Here is a 22,905-nt window from a genome sequence, read left to right as displayed (position 1 = left end):
TATAGATGGTTTAAAGCAACAAACAGAAGCTTTTCCAAGCAGTATGGGCATTAAAAAAGCAAATTAAGAAGTGATTCCTTTGTAGGTAGAGCTACCTGCCTCCGTAAAAAGTATTCGCTAATACAACGTTGGTTGTATGGAATATAAAGTCTCATGGAACAGAAGATAAATCGAGGATGTTGTACACAGACGCTCGCTTCAATGAAAAAGAAAAAACGATAGCTATTTTCTAAGTAGTTATAGCGACCTGTGGAGAGCTTCGAGAGGCTTCTGCAAGTACATGAGAACCCCACTCCTTTAGGGGTGGGGGTAGTCAGCCACTTGCTGCATTACTCGCGCTGAAGAATAGACCTGATATAATCCAGCATATTGAAATGCTTTATGAAGAATTAGCAAAAGAAGGTTTCAGAAAAGGAAATGATCTGCAATTTCTGAGTCATATTCTTTCATTGGACAGCAAAGCAAGTGTTCAGGATTTGGTTGGCCGATCTATCCGCGTCTCAGATGATTTTAGGAAGATCAGTATTAAACCAAAGGCAAAATATTACCCGGTTATCGGCATGCTGGCATTACTGCCCCAAAATGAGATTGATATTTCTGGGGTTTCTTCTATGTACCAGCAGCTTATGGGTGAAAAACATTTCAAATGGGAAAAGGATATGAATGTAACTATGGCTGTCAGTTTTTATGTAAATGACAAAGTGGATCATTCCTCCCTTACAGATGCAAGTATTCGTACCACACTGGAAATGATTCTTCAGGCACAGCAGGCAGTTTTGGTTTCCACTATCACAGCAACCACTGTTGCAGCAAATTCAAATAATGGCAGTTAACAGGGGTATCCCCTGTTATTGCCGATCCAGTATTTCCTTTAAAACCTTCGCCTGGTTATTATCTTCATCTTTTGCAGAATATAATAATGTGACATTTTTATTATGCTTTTTTGTAATCTCTTTTAACTTTTCCAATTCCTCCTTTTGATCCCCGCTCTCCAGCTCGTCTTTATATTTTTTCTTAAAATCATCATATTTATCAGGATCATGGTCAAACCATTTTCTTAATTCATTTGACGGTCCAATTTCTTTCATCCAGTGATCAAGCTTAGCATCCTCTTTTGACATACCTCTAGGCCACACACGATCCACAAGCACGCGAACCCCATCATTTTTATTAGTTGATTCATAAATTCTTTTTGTATTTACTGGCATATTAAATCACTCCTCCTATTTATCCCTACCCGATTCGGAAAAAAATAAGCAATCATCGCTAGAAAAAGTGATGATTGCTATCTTAATATTAATTCTCTTGTTTTTTCACCTTTGTTGCTGTCCGACCTGAAGCAAACCAGCCAATAACTGCTACAGCTACCAGCACACCATAGAAAATAACTTTCCATAATGTTGAATGCGGGAATTCATGTGGAATCCAGGCAACCGCATCATGTGCAAATACCATCAATGCCAGCTTTACACCAACCCATCCAACAATAACAAACGCTGCTATTTCCAGGCCTGGACGTTTATGAAGCAGTTCAACAAATATGTTTGCAGCAAATCGCATAATAATTAATCCGATCATACCGCCGGCAAATACAACGAAGAATTGTCCTGTATCCAGGCTTCCAATATTGCCAAGGCCTGTAGGAGGAAGGGCTACCGCCAAAGCAACCGCTGCTAAAATGGAATCGACTGCAAAGGCTAAATCGGCAAATTCCACTTTTACTACTGTCATCCAAAAACCGCTTCCAGATTGCTCTTTCAGTTCCCCTTCTTCGTTTTCTTCCTTTTTCTTAGGTTTAAACCTGTCATATAGATTCTTTGCAGAAATACCTAGTAAGTATAGTGCACCTAATGCTTGTACCTGCCATACATCAACAAGGAACGAAATAACAAATAATGATCCAAAACGCAGGATAAATGCCCCGGCTAATCCATAAAATAATGCCCTTTTCCGCTGTTTTGGCGGAAGATGTTTTACCATAATAGCCAGCACTAATGCATTATCTGCTGCCAATAAACCTTCGAGACCGATTAATACAACCAATACCCATAAATACTCAACTAATAATTCTGCTCCCATGAAAACTCTCCTTAAAATTAAAATGGTCTTACCAACAGGCAAGACCATGGACATAGAAAAGACCCTTACCTGTTAGTGGTAAAGGTCTCGCAAACAACGTTCGTTGCCAGCCAAGCCGGAGATAGAAAATCTCGTAATGACGACTAAAGCTGTACAGCTACTCCCCTTTAGGAAATATTATGTTAGTCTATTAAACCTTTTTTTGTGGAAAATGTCAATCAGACCATACCAGATAATATTATATTTTTAATTATCATTCCCATATATCATCAAACTATAAGAAGGATAATTAATTTGATCCGGTAATTTGGCTGATTACAACTTCCATCTTATCTTTTAAAGATGCAAGCTTTTGTTCACTGTCCTGTTTGCTATCTCCGGAAACTCCATAATAGCATTTAATTTTCGGCTCTGTACCTGATGGACGCAAGCACACCCAGTTGTTTTGTTCCAGAATAAATTTCATCATATTTTCTTTTGGCAGTTCGATTGTTTCTATTTTAGGTGCATTTCCCAATACCGTTCGTTGACTGGATAAGTAATCCTCAACTTTCTCCACCTGAAACGCTGCAATTTCTGTTAAAGGATTATTGCGGATTTCTTCCATGATTTTTGCAATTTGCTGGGACCCTTCTTTTCCTTTTAATGTTAATGAAGTCATTCCTTCCAAATAATAACCATGTTCTTCATATAAAACATCTAATGCCTCAAGCAGTGTTTTTCCCTGATTTTTCCAGTAATAAGCCATTTCGCATGCCATCATTGCTGCCTGGACTGCATCCTTATCCCGGGCAAAACTGCTTATTAAATAGCCATAGCTTTCTTCATAGCCAAAAATAAATGTTTCACCAGTCGAATCAAATTGGCGAATTTTTTCTCCGATGTATTTAAAGCCGGTTAATGTATCAATTGTTTTAACTCCATAAGCATCCGCCACAGCTCGGCCAAGCTCTGAGGTTACAACTGTTTTCAGCATACGTGCGCTTTTTAATACAATTGGATCACTATGTGAAAGGATATAATCCAGCAGCAGTGAACCTAGCTGGTTTCCGGTTAAAACTTTATATTCACCTGATGGATCTTTAACAGCAACACCCAAACGGTCTGCATCTGGATCTGTACCAAGTAAAATGTCTGCATTGTTCTCTTTTCCCTTTGTAATCGCCAATTCGAAAGCCTGGTGCTCTTCCGGGTTTGGGGATTCTACCGTAGAAAATTCTGGATCAGGTTTCGCTTGTTCCTTCACAACATCCACATGTGAAAAGTTTAGTTGTTCCAATCCGTCCATAACCAGGTTATACGCGGTTCCATGCAATGGCGTAAACACAATCTGCAAATCCTTTTCCTTCTGTTTTGCTTCTGGTTCAAGTTTGGAAATCAGATTTAATTGTTCCAAATAGGCATTATCAATTTCTTTCCCTATCCAATTAATTAAATCTTTTTTCTCAAGCTCTTCTCTTTCCATAACTGGAACAAGCAGCTCGTCTCCCGTCTGCTGAATCGATGAAATAATCTCCTCAGCCTCTTCGGGTATAATTTGACCGCCGTCTTCGTTATATACTTTAAATCCATTGTATTCAGGAGGATTATGGCTTGCGGTAATCATAACCCCGGCCACTGTTCCCAAATATCTTACTGCAAATGAAAGAAGCGGTGTCGGGCGAAGCGTATCAAAGACATGTGTTCTTATTCCGTAGGCCCCGAGAACTTTTGCGGTCTCTACTGCAAATTCCTGTGACATGTATCTGGAATCATAAGCAACTACAACACCACGATCTTTTACATTAACTGTATTAACCAGCAAATAGTTTGCCAGTCCGTTTACAGCTTTTCTTACCGTATATATATTCATTCGGTTGATACCAGGCCCAAGAACACCTCTCATGCCGCCTGTTCCAAAGGTAAGCTCTTTGTAAAAGGCATCTTCCAATGCTTCATCATTACCCTTTATTTTTTCCAAATCTGATTTCAGTGATGGTTCGAGATTTTGAAAAGTATTCCACTTCTGATAAACCTTTTCCCAACTAGTCATTTCCCATGCCCCCAAGCGATTATATATGGTAGAATTTTACCATACTTTCATGGAATATTCTATGAGTCTTGTATATCTATAACTCAATGGGGCAAAATGTTAAAAAACTTCCTATTATAATCGATTGCCGTTAGAATAGAAACTATACTTATCGGAAGAAAGTAGTGATGTTAATGGTAAACAAACGATGGTTTCAAGCTCTTGTCTTTTTCATCCTGGTATTTCTGCTAATTATGCTAATTTCCGCAACTGATTTTATTTTTGTACCACTACTGCAATACGTAGGGGCAGTAGCTTTTCCACTTATTGGCGCAGGAATTCTTTTTTACCTGACAAAGCCGGTGATGCACTTTTTTGAAAGGTTTAAAATACCTCGGATTGTATCTATTATCCTTGTATTTTTGCTTCTGATTTTGCTTATCTTTTTATTCGTCATGTATATTTGGCCAATTGCACAGAAGCAGTTTACCAACTTCATAGAAAGTGTTCCGGGGATGATAACCAGTGTTGAAAAGTTCATTAATTACTGGCAGTCCAATTACACAGCTATACCAGAGCAGGTGGTTTCAGCTATAAATGATTTTGCTGCTGATATACCATCCCATCTGGAAAATATATCGAAAAATATTTTTGGATTTATTGGTGGGTTTATTGGCCAGGTTATCAGCATAATTGCCGGAATTGTACTGATTCCTTTTTTCCTATTTTTCATGTTGAAGGACGGAGAGAAATTTTTGCCTTTCATTACACAAATTTTTAAAAAGAAAAAGGCAAACAATATTCGCAGCCTGTTTTCAAAAATTGATGAAACTCTGACTGCTTTTATTCAGGGGCAGCTGATTGTGAGTTTTGCTGTAGGTGTATTACTGTTTATCGGATATCTTATTATTGGTCTTGATTATTCACTGACATTGGCCTTGTTCGCCATGCTGATGAACGTCATACCATTCGCAGGACCATTCATCGCTGTAATTCCAGCATTAATTGTCGGTGCTTTTCAGGAACCGATGATGATTGTTTGGGTTTCCCTTGTCATGATTGCAGCACAGCAGATAGAAAGTAATTTAATTTCGCCAAATGTTATGGGCCGTGCCCTTGATCTGCACCCACTGACAGTAATTACGGTAATCTTAGCAGCCGGCAGTATTGGCGGCTTCCTGGGAATTTTATTTGCAGTACCATTCTACTCTGTTTTAAAAACAATCATTATCCATTTTTATAAAACGTACCAAGAATCTAAAAAGAATAAAGAAGATGCTTTAATTTAATAGCTGTTTTCGTAAATTTCATTGCTCTATACTTCTGAGTTGATGAAAACTGCGAAGTAAAATCAGCGATGATAATTCCATCGGTCGCTAAGGAAATATAACCACAGTTCCACCCATCATATCAGCTATCCACCGAAACATTCCCTATATGACCGGTGGCTAATTATTTCTGGCTGTTTGGGCCTAGAGGGGCGCTCTATGTGACCGGTAACTACTTGTTTCTGGCTGTTTGGGCTTAGAGAGGCGCTCTATGTGACCGGTGGCTAATTATTTCTGGCTGTTTGGGCCTAGAGGGGCGCTCTATGTGACCGGTAGCTACTTGTTTCTGGTTGTTGGGGCTTAGAGAGGCGCTCTATGTGACCGGTAGCTACTTGTTTCTGGCTGTTGGGGCTTAGAGAGGTGCTCTATGTGACCGGTGGCTACTTGTTTCTGGCTGTTGGGGCTTAGAGAGGCGCTCTATGTGACCGGTAGCTACTTGTTTCTGGCTGTTGGGGCTTAGAGAGGCGCGCTATGTGACCGGTGGCTAATTATTTCTGGCTGTTGGGATCAGAGAAGTAATCCAAATCCTGATAATTCGTTCAACCCGCGAAACATCCGTCCGAAGTTGGAATCAACAGAGCAGTTAGTTCGCAATCTATATATTTTGCGTCAAACACAGACAATCTAATTAAGAAAAGCGGGCCATCTTTGGTCCGCTTTTCTTGTTAAAAGTTATAAACAATAGATATGCCAACTTCATAATATCCAATCCTTTTATAAATCCCATTCGAAGTTGGATTTTCTCTATCCGTATACAGACTGCAAAATTGAAACCCTTGATCCAGCAGTTTTTGGCTTAAAGCCGCAACAGCATTTGTTGCATAGCCTTTCTTTTTGAATTGATCTGGAGTAAATACTGCATTGATAGAGGCTCCATGTTTCGTTTTCCTGGACGTATTTGCCATGGAAACAATTTCTGAATTTGCCTCCCACAAGTGAAGACTTTGGTTTTTAATAAAATTTGCAGCCATTTGCTCAGCCTGGGATCGGTCTATGTTTTCGTTTGCCTCCTGGCCAAACTGATAGAGCCAGTTTGCGATCAGCGGGAGGTCTTTTTCAGCGGCATGAATTAAATTTCCGTCAGCCGATGGTTTAATCTGTACCTCATCCAACTGATAGATGAGCTGTTTCATATGTATGGATACATTTGCATGAGTTAATTCCTTCCATTTTTCGACAAATATTTCGACACTGCCGTCAGGACCAAGTACACCAGGAACATCCATATTCTGTTCATGGAGGAATACAGCAACAGCTTTTAAAATATCTTCATTTACCAAATCAGCATCCGCTAAAATCCAATTATTTGGAGGTGTCTGCATAAATGCATAAACTATTTGTCCATCTTTCTCCACAAAACCGAGGTGACAATCGGCTTTATGTGTCAGAAGACGGTCCAAAATTCCCAGCATTAAGTTATTGCATGCCTCTTTCCTTAGAAGTAATGCCTCTACTTTATCCAGATAATCTCTAACTGAAGATGTATACGTAACAAGCATTTGATTTTCTCCCCTTTACTAAAATAATATAGGAAATGCTTGTTTTGTAAAGGCAGATTCAGATACACTTACTAATGAGGTGAACAGAAATGACCAAAAAAGAACTGGAAGCACAGTTAACCGAATTGAAATCAGATTATGTACGCATTCAAGGCGACATGGATAAATTAGAATATGTCAAAGGACGAGTATCTTCTGCTGAACAACAGTTAATCCGGCTGGAAGATGAAATTGCAGAGGTAAACCGTAAATTAGAAGAACTAGATAAGTGAACAAAAAATAGAGTAAGATCTGAATGACTTCTATGGCTATAGGGGTCATTTTATTAATTTCTGATGTCTCCATAGCTTTCCACTAGTTGCCCATATGGCAGGAATAGCCGGCTGTATCACGGGTAACCTATAGTGGAATAGAAATTAATTTAAAAGGGAGCATCGGAAATGAGGTATATAATTGCATTTTTTATCAAATTCCTAATGATCTCGGCAGTATTATGGATTGCTTTAAACTGGTTCTTTGATACAACCTTCATTGAAATGCTGACAATTAGTTTTATATTAACAGCTGTATCCTATCTTGGCGATGTGTTTATCTTACCCCACCTTGAAAACTTTGTAGCGTCAGTCATTGATTTTATAATAGCATGGGCAGGGATTTGGATCTTGGGTGCTTTACTTCTTGAACAGCCGATTCCACTCGAGTCCATTTCACTGGTTTCAGCAGCGGTTATTGGAATTGGAGAGTTTTTCTTCCACCGGTACATGTTTGATCGGGTGTTGGATGATGAAATAGCAGATGTGGAGAATGAAGCAAAATTAATACAAAATCGAGACTTCCAAACTGAGTTTGGTACCGAAACAGAAATGGAATCATCAACCAGACGTTCCCGAGATAAAAACAACAAAAAACAAAAATAATTTTAAAATTAAAAGCTGAATCCCCAATTAAAACAGGGGATTCAGCTTTTATATTATAGCTTTGGTAATAAGCGCTCATTTTTAATTTCCATTATTACTGCGCTGATTTTTCAGCCTTGCCTGTATCTTTGCCTTTTCTTTATTTGGTGGCGTCAGGCTAATGATTTTGTCACCAATTTGTGGGACAGTTTTCATTTCTTCTGAATAAAACTTTAGCTGCCCTGATGGTTTTATTAAATAGAGAAATACGGTGGAATCATCTTTTTCGGAAACATACTGCTGGTAATTAAATTGTTGTGTCAGATTAGTTGTCCGGAAAACATAACCGCTGTTCAATTTATCCATAAGGTCATCCATGGAGAATTTCTTATCGAATAATATTCTGCCGCCAACCTTTGATACAACCCCACTGGAGAAATCGCCATTCATCTGATTGTATGGACTTACCTTAAACACATTCGTTCGCCCGTATTCCGGCATAAACGTAGTACAGATAAGTGAGTTGTATGCATGGTCATCCGTGAAGGCAAGTAAATATTCATATGGTATTGTATCAAGATTATATTCTGTTTGCTCTGAAAGCATATTTCCATGATAAAATGGAATACTTGCCTCACGGGCCTTTCTTAAATTCCGCCATGAGGAATCCACAATAATAACCGGAATATCAGCTTTTGATAGTGACTTCGCTAATTCAACTGTAAATGGGTTGCTGCCAGCTATTAACGTACCCGGTTTGTCCTCCATCGATAATCCAAGTTTTTTTGCCAATGGTCTGATCGTGAAGCCATGTGCAACAACTGTAAAAAATACTAGTGCAAAGGTTAATGTAGTTAAAATCTGCGCATCTTCATAACCTGCATCCAGCAAAATTGATGCAAAGTACCCGGAAACAGTCAATGCAACAATACCCCTTGGTGCTATCCAGCCAACCAGTACCTTTTCATTGAACGACAGCTTTGTGCCCATCGTTGATATAAATATAGAAAATGGTCGCACAATAAACATCATCAATAATACATAGCCTATTATATTTGGACTGAAAATTTGCAGCAATATTTCCATTTCCAGGGAAGCGGTCAACATAATAAAAATGGCAGAGATTAGGAGAACTGATATATTCTCCTTAAAATGACGCATATCTGAAATGGAGCTGATTCCCATGTTGGCTAAGGTAATCCCCATTGCCGTAACAGACAACAACCCTGTTTCATGCATTACCATATCTGCACCTGTAAAACAGATAATTACCGTCACGATTACTGCAGGTGATTTCAGAAATTCGGGAACATGACCGGTTTCAAACATCCAGCCAAGTCCTCTCCCAAGTGCCCATCCCAGAATAATCGCAAAGAAGGATGCGGCAAAGAACAGCATCAGTTTTGTTCCATCCGGATCACTGGAAGTTATAAATGCAATAATTTCAAATGCAAAAACCGCCAATAATGCCCCAATTGGATCTACAATAATTCCTTCCCACTTTAATATCTTGGCAGGTCTCGGCTTCAGCTTTGACTGACGGAGCAGCGGCAGGATAACTGTTGGTCCTGTAACAATAAACAAGCCTCCAATAACAAATGCTACTGCCCATGACAAACCTGCAATATAATGCGCTGTCAGTGATCCGAGAATCCATGCAATAAATGCTCCGACTGTGGAAATTCTGAAGATTGGCTTCCCAATCCCACGAAGTTCTTTAAAGCTTAGATTTAAGCTGCCTTCAAAAAGAATAATTCCTACTGCAACTGAAATTATTGGACTATATATATCGCCAAAGTCTTCTCCTGGATTAATCAAACCGAAAATTGGACCAACCAGCAGGCCGGTGACTGACATTACTACAATGGCCGGCATCCGATAACGCCACGCCAACCATTGAGATCCGATCCCTAATAGACCTATAAGCGTTATTTCAAACAATAAACTCGGATCCATTTCATCCCCCCACTCAAAATATTTATATGGATATTCTATATAGGATAGATAAGAATGTAAACAATTGTGTTCCTTATTATTGGAAAAGAATTTCCATCCTATTATATTGTTTTGTCATGAAAATGTCAGAAGTCTTTCAAAAATTGGATTGACAGCTATATTGGTTATTGTTAAGATTATTCTGCTTTTAAATTAATCGAAAAAACAGCAATTTAACAAATAGATGTCGCTAATATTATCTGATAATAACGAAAATTATATTCCTCATTCTTATTGCCATACTAATTATTGCATACATCTTCCATATGTCAGAATATTAAATTATTGAACTAAGGGGACTAACAGTTATGAATAAAGATACATTTATCATTGGATTTATGCTTTTTGCATTATTTTTTGGAGCTGGAAATTTAATTTATCCTCCTACACTGGGGATTGACTCAGGAACTTCTTTTTGGGCAGCTATAAGCGGGTTTGTCATTACAGGGGTTGGCTTGCCAATACTGGCGGTTACTGCTATTTCTTTTGTAAAAAATGACGCAAGGGAACTCGCTGATCGAGTGCATCCTATGTTTGGACTAATTTTCACTTCCATTGTTTATCTTGCAATCGGACCTTTTTTTGGGATCCCACGCGCGGCTACTGTCGCACATGAAATGTCTGTCGAGCCATTTTTGGATGGGACTTCAACCATTGCTTTGCTGATCTTTACAACTGTCTTTTTCTTTTTTGTATTTATTGTCAGCTTAAACCCATCAAAAATGGTGGATCGGATTGGGCAATATCTTACACCAATATTATTGGCTGCAATCGCTGGTTTAATTGTAGGTGGCTTTATATTATTGGATAATCCTTTATCTGCACCCACAGAGAAATATACTTCCTCCCCATTTTTCACGGGGTTCGTTGAAGGATATTTAACAATGGATGCCATCGCAGCTTTAGCTTTTGGAATAATAGTAGTAAATGCATTTAAGGAACGTGGTATTACAACAAAACAAGAACTTGTAAAATCCACCCTGAAAGCCGGGCTTATCACAGGCATTGGATTAATCGCTGTATATGCTTCTATAGGCTGGATTGGTGCAAAAATGGCTGCATTTGGCTCCTTTACAAATGGCGGAGAAATCCTGTCCAGTGCTGCAAATGAATTATTTGGCAGTTACGGAGCGTTGCTTCTTGGTGTAATTGTCACATTGGCATGTTTCACAACATCTGTTGGATTAGTAGTGGCTGCAGGCCAATTTTTCAATAAAATAACTGGCATCCCTTATCATTGGATTATTTTGATTGTAACGATAGTCAGCTATCTAATTGCAAATCAAGGTCTTGACACTATTATCAGTGTTTCCGTTCCAGTACTTACATTTATTTACCCAATTGCAATTGTGCTGATTCTGCTTACATTCATGAATAAACTATTTAAGGGATCAAGGGGAGTCTATCGTGGAGCCATATTACTCACAGCTTTAGTTAGTCTGTATGATGGATTAGCTGCATTTGGGTTTGACTTATCATCTATCACACCGTGGATGGAAAAGCTTCCATTCTTCTCTCTGGGCTTAGGATGGGTTACTCCTGCAATCGCTGGTGGATTGATTGGACTGTTGTTTTCAAAGAATAAATTAGTTGAGAGCTGACACAATTGGTCAGCTCTCTATTTATTTTCCTAATTCTGCTGCAACAGCCTGTCCTGCTACTCTCCCAGTGAACAGACATCCTCCCAAAAAGGAACCTTCTAATGAACGGTAACCATGAACTCCTCCACCTCCAAAACCGGAAACTTCTCCTGCAGCGTAGAGACCGGGTATTGGTTCTCCAGATTCATTTAGCACTTGTGCATCCAAATTGGTTTGTAAACCGCCCAACGTTTTCCGGCTGACAATATGTAATCGAACAGCAATAAGTGGACCATTTTTAGGATCAAGTAATTTATGCGGTTCTGCAACCCGAATTAATTTGTCACCAATATAATTACGTGCACCACGAAGTGCCGTAATTTGAAGGTCTTTTGTGAATTTATTTTCTATTTCTCGATCTCTTGCTCGTATTTGCTCCTCGACATCTTCTGTTTTAATTAATTTTTCACCTGTTAGTTTATTCATACCTATAACTAAATTGTCTATATTATCTGCTACAATAAAATCTTCCCCCTTATCCATAAATGCTTTCACCGGAGCAGGGGAACCTGGCAGGACTCGGGAAAGGATTTTTTTAATACTTTTGCCAGTTAAATCAGGGTTTTGCTCAGATCCTGAGAGTGCAAATTCACGCTCTATAATTTTTTGCGTCAAAATAAACCATGAATAGTCATATCCCGTTTTTTGAATGGCTTGCAGTGTGCCCAGAGTATCAAATCCTGGAAAATTCGGTGCTGGGAAACGGTTTCCCTCTGCATCCAGCCAAATAGAAGAAGGTCCTGGAAGAATACGTATTCCATGATTCCTCCATACTGGATTCCAATTTTTAATTCCTTCTGTGTAATGCCACATACGATCCCGATTAACAATCCTGCCACCTGCTTCTTCAGTAATATCAAGCATCCGCCCATCAACATGTGCAGGAACACCGGAAATCATATTTTTAGGAGGTTCGCCAAGTCGGGGTGGCCAATTTTTTCGTATTAGTTCAAAGTTCGCACCAATTCCACCACTGGAAACAATAACTGCATCAGCATAATATTCGAAATCTCCTACTTCTTCTCTAGAACTTTCCTGTCCCCTCTCAGCAGTGCTTGCTTTCAAAATTGCTCCCCTGACACCAGCAATAGAACCATTTTCGCTGATAAGCTGATCTACACGGTGACGTGGCAGATAATCTACAAATTCATTTTTAATATGCTCTCGTATACGCCGCTCGAATGGTTCTACTATTCCAGGGCCGGTTCCCCATACGATATGAAACCGAGGTACTGAATTTCCATGTCCTTCTGCAAGGTATCCGCCCCGTTCAGCCCAGCCGATTACCGAAAAAAAACGGACACCCATTTCGTGCAGCCACTCCCGCTTTTCACCTGCCGCAAAATTCACATAGGCTTCTGCCCACTTCTTCCCCCAATAATCCTCATCATCTTCTCTATCAAATCCTGCTGAACCCATCCAGTCCTGGAGGGCCAGTTCTTTGGAATCCTTTATTCCCATACGTTTCTGCTCTGGTGAATCTACTAAAAATAACCCACCGAAGGACCACCATGCCTGTCCGCCAAATGAACTTTTGGGTTCCTGATCTAAAAGCAGCACCCTTCGGCCACTATCTGCAACTTCTGCAGCTGCAACCAGTCCAGCAAGACCTGCACCAACTACAATTACGTCATAATTCATCATGATCTCCCCTTTTATAATAGTATGTATTTTCCAAAAATAATAGTCAATAATTTAAGCATTTTCCAATGCATTCTACATCCAAAATTCAATTTTCAACAAACCTGACCATCTGTGATAAAAATATGTTAGGATAAATCTAGGAAAAGGAGGATCAAGAATGCTTGTGAAAGAAGAAAAAATCCTGCAAACCTATTTTGGTTATGAGACGTTTCGTCCCGGCCAGGAAGAAACGATTGATCATATATTACAGATGAATAATACACTTGCTGTTATGCCAACCGGTGGCGGAAAGTCATTATGCTATCAGATTCCGGGCTTATCATTGAAAGGAACAGCTATTATAATCTCCCCGCTAATTTCCCTTATGAAAGATCAGGTAGACGCACTTCATTCATTAGGAATCCCTGCTACATATATAAATAGCTCATTATCTGCCGGGGAACAGCAGGACAGATTGCACGACATAGCTGCAAGCCGGTATAAATTTGTTTATGTTGCCCCAGAACGGTTTGAATCAATGAGTTTCATTAATGTGATTAAACGTATCCCCATTTCTTTGGTAGCTTTTGATGAAGCACATTGTATTTCTCAATGGGGACATGATTTCAGACCGAGCTACCGTTCCATTGTATCCAATCTTAAAAAGCTATCGAATATCCCAGTCTATGTTGCTCTGACTGCCACAGCAACAGATGAGGTTATTTCAGATATTCAGGAATTGCTCCACATTGCGAATGGCCATGTAATAAATACTGGTTTTGAACGTGAAAATTTATCGTTTCATATTGTGAAAGGAAAAGACAAACCATCGTATATACGCTCTTTTTTAGAAGAACATCAGGAAGAATCGGGCATTATTTATACCGCAACCCGGAAACAGGCAGATGCATTATATGACCAGCTTTCCAAGCGTGGAGTAACAGTTGCTAAATATCATGCTGGATTATCCGAGATTGAGCGTAAAGAAGCACAGGCAGCATTCATCCATGATGAAAAGTCCGTAATGATTGCTACAAATGCTTTTGGCATGGGTATCGATAAATCGAATGTCCGGTATGTTATTCATTATGCAATGCCAATGAATATTGAATCCTATTATCAAGAGGCAGGCAGAGCAGGTCGTGACGGTGAACCAAGTGATTGTATTTTATTATTTTCCCCGCAGGATGTTCAATTGCAGAAATTCTTAATTGAGCAATCCTTAATGGAAGACGCTGCCAAACAAAATGAATACCGGAAATTACAGGCAATCATTAATTATTGTCATACACATGGCTGTCTTACTTCGTTTATTTTGCAGTACTTTGATGATATAACAGCACATGATAATTGCGGCCGCTGCAGTAACTGTGTGGAACGGCAGGAAAAAACAGATATTACCGAAGAAGCACAAATGATTCTTTCTTGTGTGAAACGAATGGGTGAACGATTTGGTGTTGGAATGACAGCTAAGGTTTTGAAAGGCTCTAGGGATCGGAAAATTAAAGACTTCCGATTGGACAAGATTTCAACATATGGAATTTTGTCAGCATATACCGAAAAAGAACTCACGGAATGGATCCACTTTCTAATTGCAGAGCAGCTTCTGGCAACAGAGGAAGGCAAATTTCCTACATTGCGCTTGAATCATAATTCGGTCGATGTGTTAAAAGGCAACCGGGTTGTGGAAATGTATACAGCACCAATCCCAACAAGTGATGATGCCGATTATCATGAAGATTTGTTTACTGCATTAAGGGCATTGCGAAAACAAATTGCTGACGAGAAAAACGTTCCGCCTTATGTATTGTTCTCTGATGCTACCCTGAAAGAATTGAGCCGCTATTTTCCTGTTACCAGAGAAGAAATGCTTGAGATAAAAGGAGTTGGCGAGAAGAAATTCGAACAATACGGGGAGGTCTTTCTGTCTATCATTAAGGAATGGCGGCAGGAACATCCTGACGTGAAGAAAAAGATACGTATTTCTGAACATTCTGCATCTGTCAGACGTAAACCGAAAAGAACAGAAGATGACCGACCAAGCCATTTGGTAAGCTATCATATGTTTCAATCAGGCAAATCTTTAAAAGATATCTCTGCCATTCGGGAAATGACAAAACAAACAATTGAAAATCACATCTTTAAAGCTTTTCAAGATGGACAACCGATTGCATGGGGGATATTTTTTTCGGAGGATGAAGAAAGGAAAGTTCTCGCTGCACGTGAAACAATTGATGAGCCCCGGCTGAAACCGTTACGAGAAGCTTTGCCCGATGGATTCGATTATACAAAAATTAAGGCAGTCCTAGTTAAGAATGGATATATGTAATTAACCGGTTTTCTATCGGACTATTTAAGTGAACTCGCAGCTTCTTTGGGCACATAGAACCCGGCTACGTGACTTTTCATGCACGCGTGCTGCTGCCCATGGCCCGTAGAAGCTAATCCGGTGCCATTATAACTTGCTTCCGCCACAAATTAAAATACCGCCATGGGCTGAGCACCCCTTGACGGTATTTTAAATATTATTCTCCCTTTACATTCAATGCCCATGTTCCATTACGGAAAACAGCTTCTGTTGTTCCATCTGCCTTCACACCGTCGATATCCAATTCCTCTGACCCGATCATGAAGTCAACATGTGTCAGGCTGTCATTCACTCCATGCTTATCAAGCTGTTCCTCATTCATTGCTGATCCACCTTCCAAATTGGTAGGATAGGCTTTTCCTAATGCAATGTGACAGGAAGCATTTTCATCAAATAATGTATTATAGAATATCAAACCTGACTGGGACACAGGTGATTCGTGCGGTACCAATGCTACTTCACCTAAGCGACGGGCACCTTCATCTGTATCAAGCAGATGCTTTAAGGTATTTTCCCCTTGTTCTGCTTTAAAATCGACAACTTGCCCATCTTTAAAAGTCAGGCTGAAATTATCAATCAGACTGCCACCATAATTAAGCGGCTTTGTACTCGAAACAGTTCCATTTACCCCATATTTATGCGGCAATGAGAATACTTCCTCCGTAGGCATATTCGGATTAAAGGTAACTCCACCTTCTGTTTCTGCAGATCCACCTTTCCATATATGTCCATCTGGAAGCTCCATTTCTAAATCTGTTCCTGGTGCTTTAAATATAAGCTTTTTATAATTTCTCTCATTTAAAACCTCACGGGCAGTTTTTAATGTAGCATTATGAGCTTCCCATGCTGCCACTGGATTCTCCTGATCAACACGAACGATCTTCACGATTGCTTCCCATAGACTCTCAATCGCATCTTCACGCGATTTACCCGGGAATATTTTTTGTGACCAGTCACCTGTTGGAATAGAAATGATTGACCATGGAATCCGATCATTCATTGTATATTGGCGGAAATTCTTCATTGCCTCCGCTCCGGATTTGTTCGCTGCGGCAACTCTTGATGGGTCAATGTCTTTTAACAAATCAGGATTGGTTGAACGGATATTTAATATTGCAGCACCATCTTCTGCAAAGCTTTCAAGCATCTTTACTCTCCATTCCGGAGTATCCGTAATGACTTCATCCGGGGCATTTTCGTATTTCAGCAATGTCAATTCATCATCGCCCCAGTTAATATGTACATTTTTCGCACCCATTTCGTATGCTTTTCGTACAACAATTTTTGTGAAATCCGCTCCCTCAATAGGTGCATTTATCATCAATGCCTGATTTTTCTGCAGGTTAACCCCTGTACGCAATGCTAATTCAGCATATTTTTCCTGTGTCTGTTTGCTTACCATTCTTTTACCTCCAAAAATTTGTTATTTCGTATACCGTTATTATTTCACAAAAACATCAAAATTACCAAAATAATTTATACTATTTGAAATCCTCCCCCTAAAGTCTGTCCGGTTTACAGCTATTTACGGAAAACAAGTAATATGTTATGATATCAATAGGTTACTTTTTGTAATCATTGATTATAATATCTAACATTCGTTGTACTAATCTTAAGTAGAGTGAGGTGATGATCATGGAGAACTTATGTCCACGTTTTGAAAAAGCTATGGGACTTATCAGCACACGCTGGGTTGGACTGATTTTATTTGATTTGCTGAAAGGCACCAAACGTTTTTCAGAGATGGAAGCAGATTTACCTATAAGCGGACGATTGCTCTCTGATCGATTAAAAATGCTCGAAAAAGAAGGTATTGTCGAACGGAATATATATTCGGAATTCCCTGTTCGTATTGAGTATTCATTATCTGAAAAAGGGAAATCATTAGAGCCAGTCATAAAAGAAATTCAATGCTGGGCTGACGACCATGTGCATATTGAAGAGACAGATGAACAGAAAGCTTAATGTCTGGAGGCTATCCTAATGGGGGAAGCCTCCTATTTTTTTAAAAAATTTCTTACCTGTTCTTTTTCCCTTTCATAAATTGCAGTATTACATATGCAGCCAGTCTGCTAGTCATATTCCGAAAGTCAATAGAAGGATCGATTTCGACGATGTCCATTGCCTGGATTTTTTCGTAATGTGAAGCAAATAATATTCCCTTCAGCAACGTCTTGCTGTCCATACCTCCTGGTCCGATTGCTGGACATCCTGGGGCAAATGCCTGATCAAGTACATCCATATCGACAGATAAATAAATTACATCCGTTATTTCGGCCAGCCGCTGTATTTCCTCATCCAGAATTTTTGTTATTGTAAGTCTGTCTACATCTGCCATAGTATAGACTGTTACTCCCTGCTCGCTTGCATAACGGTCGTAAGCAGCTGCATTGGTAAAATCACGTATTCCAATTTGTGATAAATGTTCTCCCTTTATGATATTATCTTCCAGCAAACGGCGAAACGGAGTGCCGTTTGTCGGACCGCCATCCTCAGTATTTCGCAAATCATGGTGTGCATCAAACTGAATCACACCGACTTTTTTTCCTCCAGCAAAAGCTTTTATCGAGGAATAGCTGATCGAGTGATCCCCACCAAGGACCAGCCAGTTTTTTGCCGCTTTCGTTGCAAAAACATCTGTTAACCCTTCAACGATTCGCTCTTGGTTTCCTATGATATCTGTCGGACTCATATAAATATCGCCAAAATCAATGATACGCTCTGTGAGGTCCATCCCTTCCTCCCCGGAATAAGTCGTGAAGCTTTTTAACGCTTCACGGATTGCACTGGGAGCAAAGGAGGCTCCGGAATGGCTGATGGACGGTTTGGATAAAGGAACTCCAGCCATCCCGAATTCATTTTCCATTCCAGAAGTATATGACTGCAGCAGATCGTTTGCTTTTGTCGTATGTCTATCTTTAAATAGCGCTTTTCCAGCAGGCATCATATGGCGGAATTCACTCATCGTATCCCCGGCCTTTCATATAAAGTTACACCATCTTTAATTACTGTATTTGCATGGTTGACCCCGTAGTGATAGGGAAGGTACAAGTAATTTGGTGCATCCCATATAACGATATCCGCTTTTCTGCCTGCAGCAAGTGACCCCGCTTCATGTCCGCGTCCAATCGCATATGCTGAATTGATCGTCACAGCATGCCAAATTTCTGCTGGCGAGAGCTTTAGCTTCAATGCAGCAATTGCCATAATCAGCTGTAGATTCTCAGTTACTGAACTGCCTGGATTGAAGTCTGTCGAAATGGCAATTGCAGCACCTGCATCAATCATTTCCCTCGCCCTGGCATAGACATCTTTCCCAAGATAAAAGCTTGTTCCAGGTAAAATAACTCCAATCGTATCAGATGCTGCTAGCTGTTTGATTCCTTCATCAGATGTGACCGCAAGATGATCGCCACTCACCGCTCCCATTTCTACCGCAAGCTCCGTGCCGCCAAGGGGATCAATTTCATCTGCATGAATTTTTAAACCAAATCCCTTTTCCTTTGCTTTTTGCAAATAACCCCTTGACTGTTCAACGGAAAAAACACCTGTTTCTGTAAAAATATCAACGAACTCAGCAAGATCATCCTTTTTGATTTCATCAAACAGCCCACTCATCTGGTCGAGAAAAGCTTTTGGATTATCTTTAAACTCCGGAGGAACAGCATGTGCTCCCAAAAATGTAGAAACTAGATCTAATGGATGCTTACTTCCAGCTTCTTTTGCAACTCTCAGCTGTTTTAATTCGGTTTCTTTATCAAGTCCATACCCGCTTTTTGCTTCAACTGTTGTAATGCCATGCATTGCCATCCGGTCCAAATGGAATAATGCCTTCTCCAGCAATTCCTCAAAGGATGCTTGCTTTGTAGCATTTACAGTTGATAAAATCCCACCACCCTGCTTAAGTATTTCCAAATATGGCACTCCCTGCTGCTTTAAGGCCATCTCCTGTTCACGGGATCCACCAAAAACAAGATGAGTATGCGGTTCAACAAGGCCCGGCGTCACAAGTTTTCCTTTTGCATCTATTAGCTTATCTGTTTTAACAGCACTGATTTCATCTGCCTTTTTAATCCATTCAATCTTTCCATCTTTTATTCCGATTGCGGCATTTTCAAGTATTGTTAAATCATTCATTTCCACTCCTTTAACAGGGCCTTGTTTATTCATTGTCAAAAGCTGTCCAATATTGGTAATTAGTGTATCTACAAACATTTTCCCATTGCTCCTCTCTATTCCTTCATCGGTATCACAATATCATTTTTTTCTGCAAAATCAGCCGCAGATTCGTAACCTGCATCTACATGACGAATAACTCCCATGCCTGGATCTGTAGTTAATACTCGTTTTAAGCGTTCCTCAGCCAAATCCGTACCATCTGCAACGATTACCATCCCTGCATGAAGGGAATAGCCCATGCCAACACCTCCGCCGTGGTGGAAGGAAATCCATGATCCGCCAGCCGCTGTATTGATCAGTGCATTTAATACAGCCCAATCAGCTACCGCATCACTGCCATCCTTCAACCCTTCTGTTTCTCGGTTAGGGGAAGCAACAGAACCACTGTCTAAATGATCACGCCCAATGACAATCGGTGCTTTTAATTCTCCTTTACGAACCAATTCATTAATAGCCAGGCCCATTTTCACACGTTCCCCATAACCCAGCCAGCAGATTCTGGCAGGCAGCCCTTGGAATGCCACTTGGTCCTGGGCCAGATCAATCCAGCGCATCAGTGCTTCATTCTCCGGAAAAAGTTCTTTAATTAACCGATCTGTCCTGTAAATATCCTCAGGGTCACCTGAAAGCGCCACCCAGCGGAATGGCCCCTTCCCTTCGCAAAATAAAGGGCGGATATAGGCGGGCACGAATCCGGGAAAATCGAATGCATTCTCAACACCTTCATCCTTTGCCACCTGTCTGATGTTGTTGCCATAATCAAAAACAATGGAACCTCCTTTTTGAAATGCAAGCATTGCTTCCACATGTTCTGCCATACTTTTTTTGGATAGCCTTGTGTATTCTTCCGGATTAGCCTTTCGTAATTTCACTGCTTCTTCCAGCGAATAGCCTCTTGGAATATATCCATTTAAAGGATCATGTGCAGAAGTCTGGTCTGTTACGATATCAATTACGATCTCCCGTTTCAGAAATTCCTGATGCACTTCAGCTGCATTTCCCAGCAAAGCAATGGATAATGCTTTGCCTTTCTTTCTGGCATCCTCTGCCCATCGAATCGCTTCATCGATATTCTCTGTCATTACATCACAATAGTTTGTTTTGAGGCGCTTTTCGATTCGGTTTTTATCCACTTCAACTGCAATCACAACTCCATCATTCATCGTCACAGCAAGCGGTTGTGCGCCACCCATTCCACCAAGTCCGGCTGTCAGTGTAATCGTATGTTTTAATGAGCCATTATAGTGCTTTTTCGCAAGGGCTGAAAAGGTTTCATAGGTTCCCTGGAGAATTCCCTGTGTTCCAATATAAATCCAGCTGCCCGCAGTCATCTGTCCGTACATCATTAACCCTTTTTGATCAAGCTCATGAAAATGCTCCCAGGTTGCCCATTTTGGAACAAGCACAGAATTCGACAAAAGAACTCGCGGTGCTTGGATTTGTGTTTTGAAGACACCAACAGGCTTACCTGATTGAATAAGCATCGTTTCGTCATTTTCCAAATTTCGTAAAGTCTTAACAATCGCCTGAAAAGCAACCTTGTTCCGTGCTGCCTTTCCAATGCCACCATAAACTACTAGCTCCTCTGGATTTTCTGCTACTTCGGGATCCAGATTATTGTAAAGCATTCGTAAAGCCGCCTCTTGCTCCCATCCCTTACATTCCAGGTCAATCCCTTTTTTTGCTTTCACATTAAGACCGTTCATAAACTTCTCTCCTGTCTTCTGATATAATTTGCCGGACTTCACTTTCCTCATGATTTTTAAGCCAATCTGCCAGTTTCTCAATATCTGTTGAAAACACCCGATCCTTTGTAATACTCGGCACAATATTGCGGGCTCTTTCATACAATTCCCTTGTGGATGATGCCATTAGCTCCACCCCCCGATATTCCACAGCCTGCATTGCACAAATTAGTTCAATCGCTATAACCCTTCTCGTATTTTGAAGCATTTCGAGTGCATGGCGCGCAGCAATTGTCCCCATACTCACATGATCCTCCTGATTTGCCGAAGATGGTATGGAATCAACACTCGCCGGATGGGCCAGGGTTTTATTTTCTGAAACCAGTGAAGCTGCACTATACTGCATAATCATTGCACCAGACTCGAGTCCCGGATTTGGGCTCAGGAAAGGGGGAAGATCATTCAGCTGTGGATTAACAAGGCGTTCGATTCTACGCTCTGAAATATTCGCTGTTTCAGCAATACCTAGCTTGATAAAGTCCATTGCAAAGGCTATTGGCTGACCATGAAAATTGCCTCCTGAAATCACCTTTTCCTGTTCTGAAAAAATAAGCGGGTTATCTGTTACGGCATTTATTTCTGTTTCCAGTTTCTCTTTTGCATAATTTACCGTTTGCCAGCAGGCACCAAAAACCTGTGGGATACAACGGAGGGAGTATGCATCCTGCACTCGTATTTCTCCCTGCTTTGTTGTAAGCTTGCTGTCTTGTAAAATATGACGGATTCTTTCAGCAGTTTCACTTTGTTCCACATGTCCACGAACCTGATGTAAATTTTCATCAAAAGCATCCATGATCCCCTGCAAGCCTTCGAGCGTCATTGCAGCAATGTGCTCGCTTTGATGCAGCAGCTTTTCCATTTCCAAATAGCTCACCACACCAACTGCGGTCATTGCCTGTGTGCCGTTAATCAGTGCAAGGCCTTCTTTTGCTTTTAACTGCAAAGGCTCAAGTCCAGCTTCATTAAGTGCATTTGAAGCAGTAACACGTTTTCCCTGATAAAACACCTCTTCTTCACCTAATAAAGCAAGCGTTAAATGAGATAAAGGTGCTAAATCACCACTGGCTCCAAGTGAGCCTTTCTCTGGTATAACCGGATGAATTCCTGCATTGATAAAATCTACTAATTGATTTACCAACAGTGGTCTTACACCAGAGTAACCTTGTGATAATGCATTTGCTCTCAGCAGCAGCATTGTCCGGCTTATTTTTTCAGAAAAGGGTCGACCAACTCCACACGCATGTGAATGAATAAGATTAAGCTGCAAATCATCCAGATCCTTATCCTCTATAATGACATCACTGAATTTCCCGAACCCTGTATTAATTCCATACATCGTTTTCTTTTCATGAAGCAATGCTTCGACTGTATCCCTGTTAGCTTGCAGCCTTGCATGTGTTTGATCAGATAACCCAACGTTTTCCTGCTTAAAAACAACACGGTTCACTTCATCAAAGGTTAGATTCCTGCCTGTTAATCGAATCATTTTGCACCTCCATGGTACTGCTTTAGCAAGGTAAAGCAGGCAAAGTAAAAGGAGGC

General features: G+C 40.4%; 17 protein-coding genes and 1 pseudogene. 7 read left to right on the top strand and 11 right to left on the bottom strand.

Going from position 1 to position 22,905, the window contains the following annotated elements:
• Positions 1 to 329: 329 nt before the first annotated feature.
• Positions 330 to 833: pseudogene (locus tag CIL03_RS18630) on the top strand (DUF4003 family protein); the annotation flags it as partial.
• Between the two features lie 15 nt (positions 834 to 848).
• Here the strand turns inward: CIL03_RS18630 and CIL03_RS18625 are convergent.
• The 3 genes from CIL03_RS18625 to CIL03_RS18615 all read right to left on the bottom strand — a co-directional run bounded on the left by CIL03_RS18625 (position 849) and on the right by CIL03_RS18615 (position 4,111).
• Positions 849 to 1,208, bottom strand: a complete 360-nt coding sequence (locus CIL03_RS18625; RefSeq protein WP_094887390.1) for a DUF488 domain-containing protein — start codon at positions 1,206 to 1,208, stop codon at positions 849 to 851.
• Between the two features lie 88 nt (positions 1,209 to 1,296).
• Positions 1,297 to 2,079 carry a TerC family protein gene (locus tag CIL03_RS18620; protein ID WP_094887389.1) on the bottom strand — a complete coding sequence of 261 codons (783 nt, stop codon included), beginning with the start codon at positions 2,077 to 2,079 and terminating at the stop codon, positions 1,297 to 1,299.
• A 289-nt stretch (positions 2,080 to 2,368) separates the two neighbouring features.
• Complete coding sequence (locus CIL03_RS18615; protein ID WP_094887388.1) at positions 2,369 to 4,111, bottom strand: phospho-sugar mutase; 1,743 nt, start codon at positions 4,109 to 4,111, stop codon at positions 2,369 to 2,371.
• A 167-nt stretch (positions 4,112 to 4,278) separates the two neighbouring features.
• Here CIL03_RS18615 and CIL03_RS18610 point away from each other — a divergent pair, with 167 nt between their 5' ends.
• On the top strand, positions 4,279 to 5,379 hold the full coding sequence (locus CIL03_RS18610; RefSeq protein ID WP_420855432.1) for an AI-2E family transporter: 1,101 nt from the start codon (positions 4,279 to 4,281) through the stop codon (positions 5,377 to 5,379).
• A 704-nt stretch (positions 5,380 to 6,083) separates the two neighbouring features.
• Here CIL03_RS18610 and CIL03_RS18605 read toward each other — a convergent pair.
• Positions 6,084 to 6,917 carry a GNAT family N-acetyltransferase gene (locus tag CIL03_RS18605; RefSeq protein ID WP_094887387.1) on the bottom strand — a complete coding sequence of 278 codons (834 nt, stop codon included), beginning with the start codon at positions 6,915 to 6,917 and terminating at the stop codon, positions 6,084 to 6,086.
• A gap of 89 nt (positions 6,918 to 7,006) precedes the next feature.
• Here CIL03_RS18605 and CIL03_RS18600 point away from each other — a divergent pair, with 89 nt between their 5' ends.
• Both CIL03_RS18600 and CIL03_RS18595 read left to right on the top strand, forming a co-directional pair.
• Entirely contained in the window at positions 7,007 to 7,189 is a 183-nt protein-coding gene (locus tag CIL03_RS18600) for an SE1832 family protein (RefSeq protein ID WP_094887386.1), read from the top strand.
• Between the two features lie 168 nt (positions 7,190 to 7,357).
• Positions 7,358 to 7,834, top strand: a complete 477-nt coding sequence (locus tag CIL03_RS18595) for a YndM family protein (RefSeq protein ID WP_094887385.1) — start codon at positions 7,358 to 7,360, stop codon at positions 7,832 to 7,834.
• 81 nt (positions 7,835 to 7,915) lie between these two features.
• Here the strand turns inward: CIL03_RS18595 and CIL03_RS18590 are convergent, their stop codons facing one another.
• On the bottom strand, positions 7,916 to 9,769 hold the full coding sequence (locus CIL03_RS18590; protein WP_094887384.1) for a cation:proton antiporter: 1,854 nt from the start codon (positions 9,767 to 9,769) through the stop codon (positions 7,916 to 7,918).
• A 347-nt stretch (positions 9,770 to 10,116) separates the two neighbouring features.
• Here CIL03_RS18590 and brnQ point away from each other — a divergent pair, with 347 nt between their 5' ends.
• The gene (gene brnQ, locus CIL03_RS18585) at positions 10,117 to 11,409 is read left to right on the top strand and encodes a branched-chain amino acid transport system II carrier protein (RefSeq protein ID WP_094887383.1); all 1,293 of its coding nucleotides are present in this window, start codon (positions 10,117 to 10,119) and stop codon (positions 11,407 to 11,409) included.
• Between the two features lie 21 nt (positions 11,410 to 11,430).
• Here the strand turns inward: brnQ and CIL03_RS18580 are convergent, their stop codons facing one another.
• Positions 11,431 to 13,089 (bottom strand): FAD-binding dehydrogenase, encoded by a 1,659-nt coding sequence (locus CIL03_RS18580; protein ID WP_094887382.1) that lies wholly within the window; start codon positions 13,087 to 13,089, stop codon positions 11,431 to 11,433.
• Positions 13,090 to 13,249: 160 nt separating this feature from the next.
• Between CIL03_RS18580 and recQ the strand changes: the two genes are divergently transcribed.
• Complete coding sequence (gene recQ, locus CIL03_RS18575) at positions 13,250 to 15,400, top strand: DNA helicase RecQ (protein ID WP_094887381.1); 2,151 nt, start codon at positions 13,250 to 13,252, stop codon at positions 15,398 to 15,400.
• Positions 15,401 to 15,596: 196 nt separating this feature from the next.
• On the opposite strand, the gene CIL03_RS18570 is transcribed toward recQ, so the two are convergent.
• Entirely contained in the window at positions 15,597 to 16,841 is a 1,245-nt protein-coding gene (locus tag CIL03_RS18570) for an aminopeptidase (RefSeq protein ID WP_094887380.1), read from the bottom strand.
• A 233-nt stretch (positions 16,842 to 17,074) separates the two neighbouring features.
• On the opposite strand from CIL03_RS18570, the gene CIL03_RS18565 reads away from it, so the two are divergent.
• A complete protein-coding gene (locus CIL03_RS18565; RefSeq protein WP_094887379.1) occupies positions 17,075 to 17,404 on the top strand; it encodes a winged helix-turn-helix transcriptional regulator in 330 nt (109 codons plus the stop codon).
• Between the two features lie 52 nt (positions 17,405 to 17,456).
• Here CIL03_RS18565 and hutG read toward each other — a convergent pair whose 3' ends face one another.
• The 4 genes from hutG to hutH are packed head-to-tail and all read right to left on the bottom strand — an operon-like array spanning position 17,457 to position 22,849.
• Positions 17,457 to 18,404, bottom strand: coding sequence for a formimidoylglutamase (gene hutG / locus CIL03_RS18560; RefSeq protein ID WP_094887378.1), 948 nt, complete (start codon positions 18,402 to 18,404; stop codon positions 17,457 to 17,459).
• A complete protein-coding gene (gene hutI, locus CIL03_RS18555; protein ID WP_094887377.1) occupies positions 18,401 to 19,654 on the bottom strand; it encodes an imidazolonepropionase in 1,254 nt (417 codons plus the stop codon). The genes hutG and hutI overlap by 4 nt, the downstream gene beginning before the upstream one ends.
• Before the next feature lie 17 nt (positions 19,655 to 19,671).
• A complete protein-coding gene (gene hutU / locus CIL03_RS18550) occupies positions 19,672 to 21,324 on the bottom strand; it encodes a urocanate hydratase (protein ID WP_094887376.1) in 1,653 nt (550 codons plus the stop codon).
• Positions 21,311 to 22,849, bottom strand: a complete 1,539-nt coding sequence (gene hutH / locus CIL03_RS18545; RefSeq protein ID WP_094887375.1) for a histidine ammonia-lyase — start codon at positions 22,847 to 22,849, stop codon at positions 21,311 to 21,313. The genes hutU and hutH overlap by 14 nt, the downstream gene beginning before the upstream one ends.
• Between the last annotated feature and the right edge of the window lie 56 nt (positions 22,850 to 22,905).

Origin of the sequence: Virgibacillus indicus (genome assembly GCF_002266285.1) — a bacterium.
GTDB classification, from domain to species: Bacteria; Bacillota; Bacilli; order Bacillales; family Amphibacillaceae; genus Virgibacillus_K; species Virgibacillus_K indicus.
The sequence above is the reverse complement of the archived record's forward strand: the minus strand, read 5'-3'. Positions and strand labels throughout refer to the sequence as shown.

Coding starts and splice junctions, on each gene's coding strand:
- brnQ (WP_094887383.1), top strand. CDS start 10,117: ATGAATAAAGATACATTTATCATTGGATTTATGCTTTTTGCATTATTT.
- hutU (WP_094887376.1), bottom strand. CDS start 21,324: ATGAACGGTCTTAATGTGAAAGCAAAAAAAGGGATTGACCTGGAATGT.
- CIL03_RS18580 (WP_094887382.1), bottom strand. CDS start 13,089: ATGAATTATGACGTAATTGTAGTTGGTGCAGGTCTTGCTGGACTGGTT.
- CIL03_RS18595 (WP_094887385.1), top strand. CDS start 7,358: ATGAGGTATATAATTGCATTTTTTATCAAATTCCTAATGATCTCGGCA.
- CIL03_RS18590 (WP_094887384.1), bottom strand. CDS start 9,769: ATGGATCCGAGTTTATTGTTTGAAATAACGCTTATAGGTCTATTAGGG.
- CIL03_RS18625 (WP_094887390.1), bottom strand. CDS start 1,208: ATGCCAGTAAATACAAAAAGAATTTATGAATCAACTAATAAAAATGAT.
- hutG (WP_094887378.1), bottom strand. CDS start 18,404: ATGAGTGAATTCCGCCATATGATGCCTGCTGGAAAAGCGCTATTTAAA.
- CIL03_RS18600 (WP_094887386.1), top strand. CDS start 7,007: ATGACCAAAAAAGAACTGGAAGCACAGTTAACCGAATTGAAATCAGAT.
- recQ (WP_094887381.1), top strand. CDS start 13,250: ATGCTTGTGAAAGAAGAAAAAATCCTGCAAACCTATTTTGGTTATGAG.
- hutH (WP_094887375.1), bottom strand. CDS start 22,849: ATGATTCGATTAACAGGCAGGAATCTAACCTTTGATGAAGTGAACCGT.
- CIL03_RS18565 (WP_094887379.1), top strand. CDS start 17,075: ATGGAGAACTTATGTCCACGTTTTGAAAAAGCTATGGGACTTATCAGC.
- CIL03_RS18605 (WP_094887387.1), bottom strand. CDS start 6,917: ATGCTTGTTACGTATACATCTTCAGTTAGAGATTATCTGGATAAAGTA.
- hutI (WP_094887377.1), bottom strand. CDS start 19,654: ATGTTTGTAGATACACTAATTACCAATATTGGACAGCTTTTGACAATG.
- CIL03_RS18615 (WP_094887388.1), bottom strand. CDS start 4,111: ATGACTAGTTGGGAAAAGGTTTATCAGAAGTGGAATACTTTTCAAAAT.
- CIL03_RS18570 (WP_094887380.1), bottom strand. CDS start 16,841: ATGGTAAGCAAACAGACACAGGAAAAATATGCTGAATTAGCATTGCGT.
- CIL03_RS18610 (WP_420855432.1), top strand. CDS start 4,279: ATGTTAATGGTAAACAAACGATGGTTTCAAGCTCTTGTCTTTTTCATC.
- CIL03_RS18620 (WP_094887389.1), bottom strand. CDS start 2,079: ATGGGAGCAGAATTATTAGTTGAGTATTTATGGGTATTGGTTGTATTA.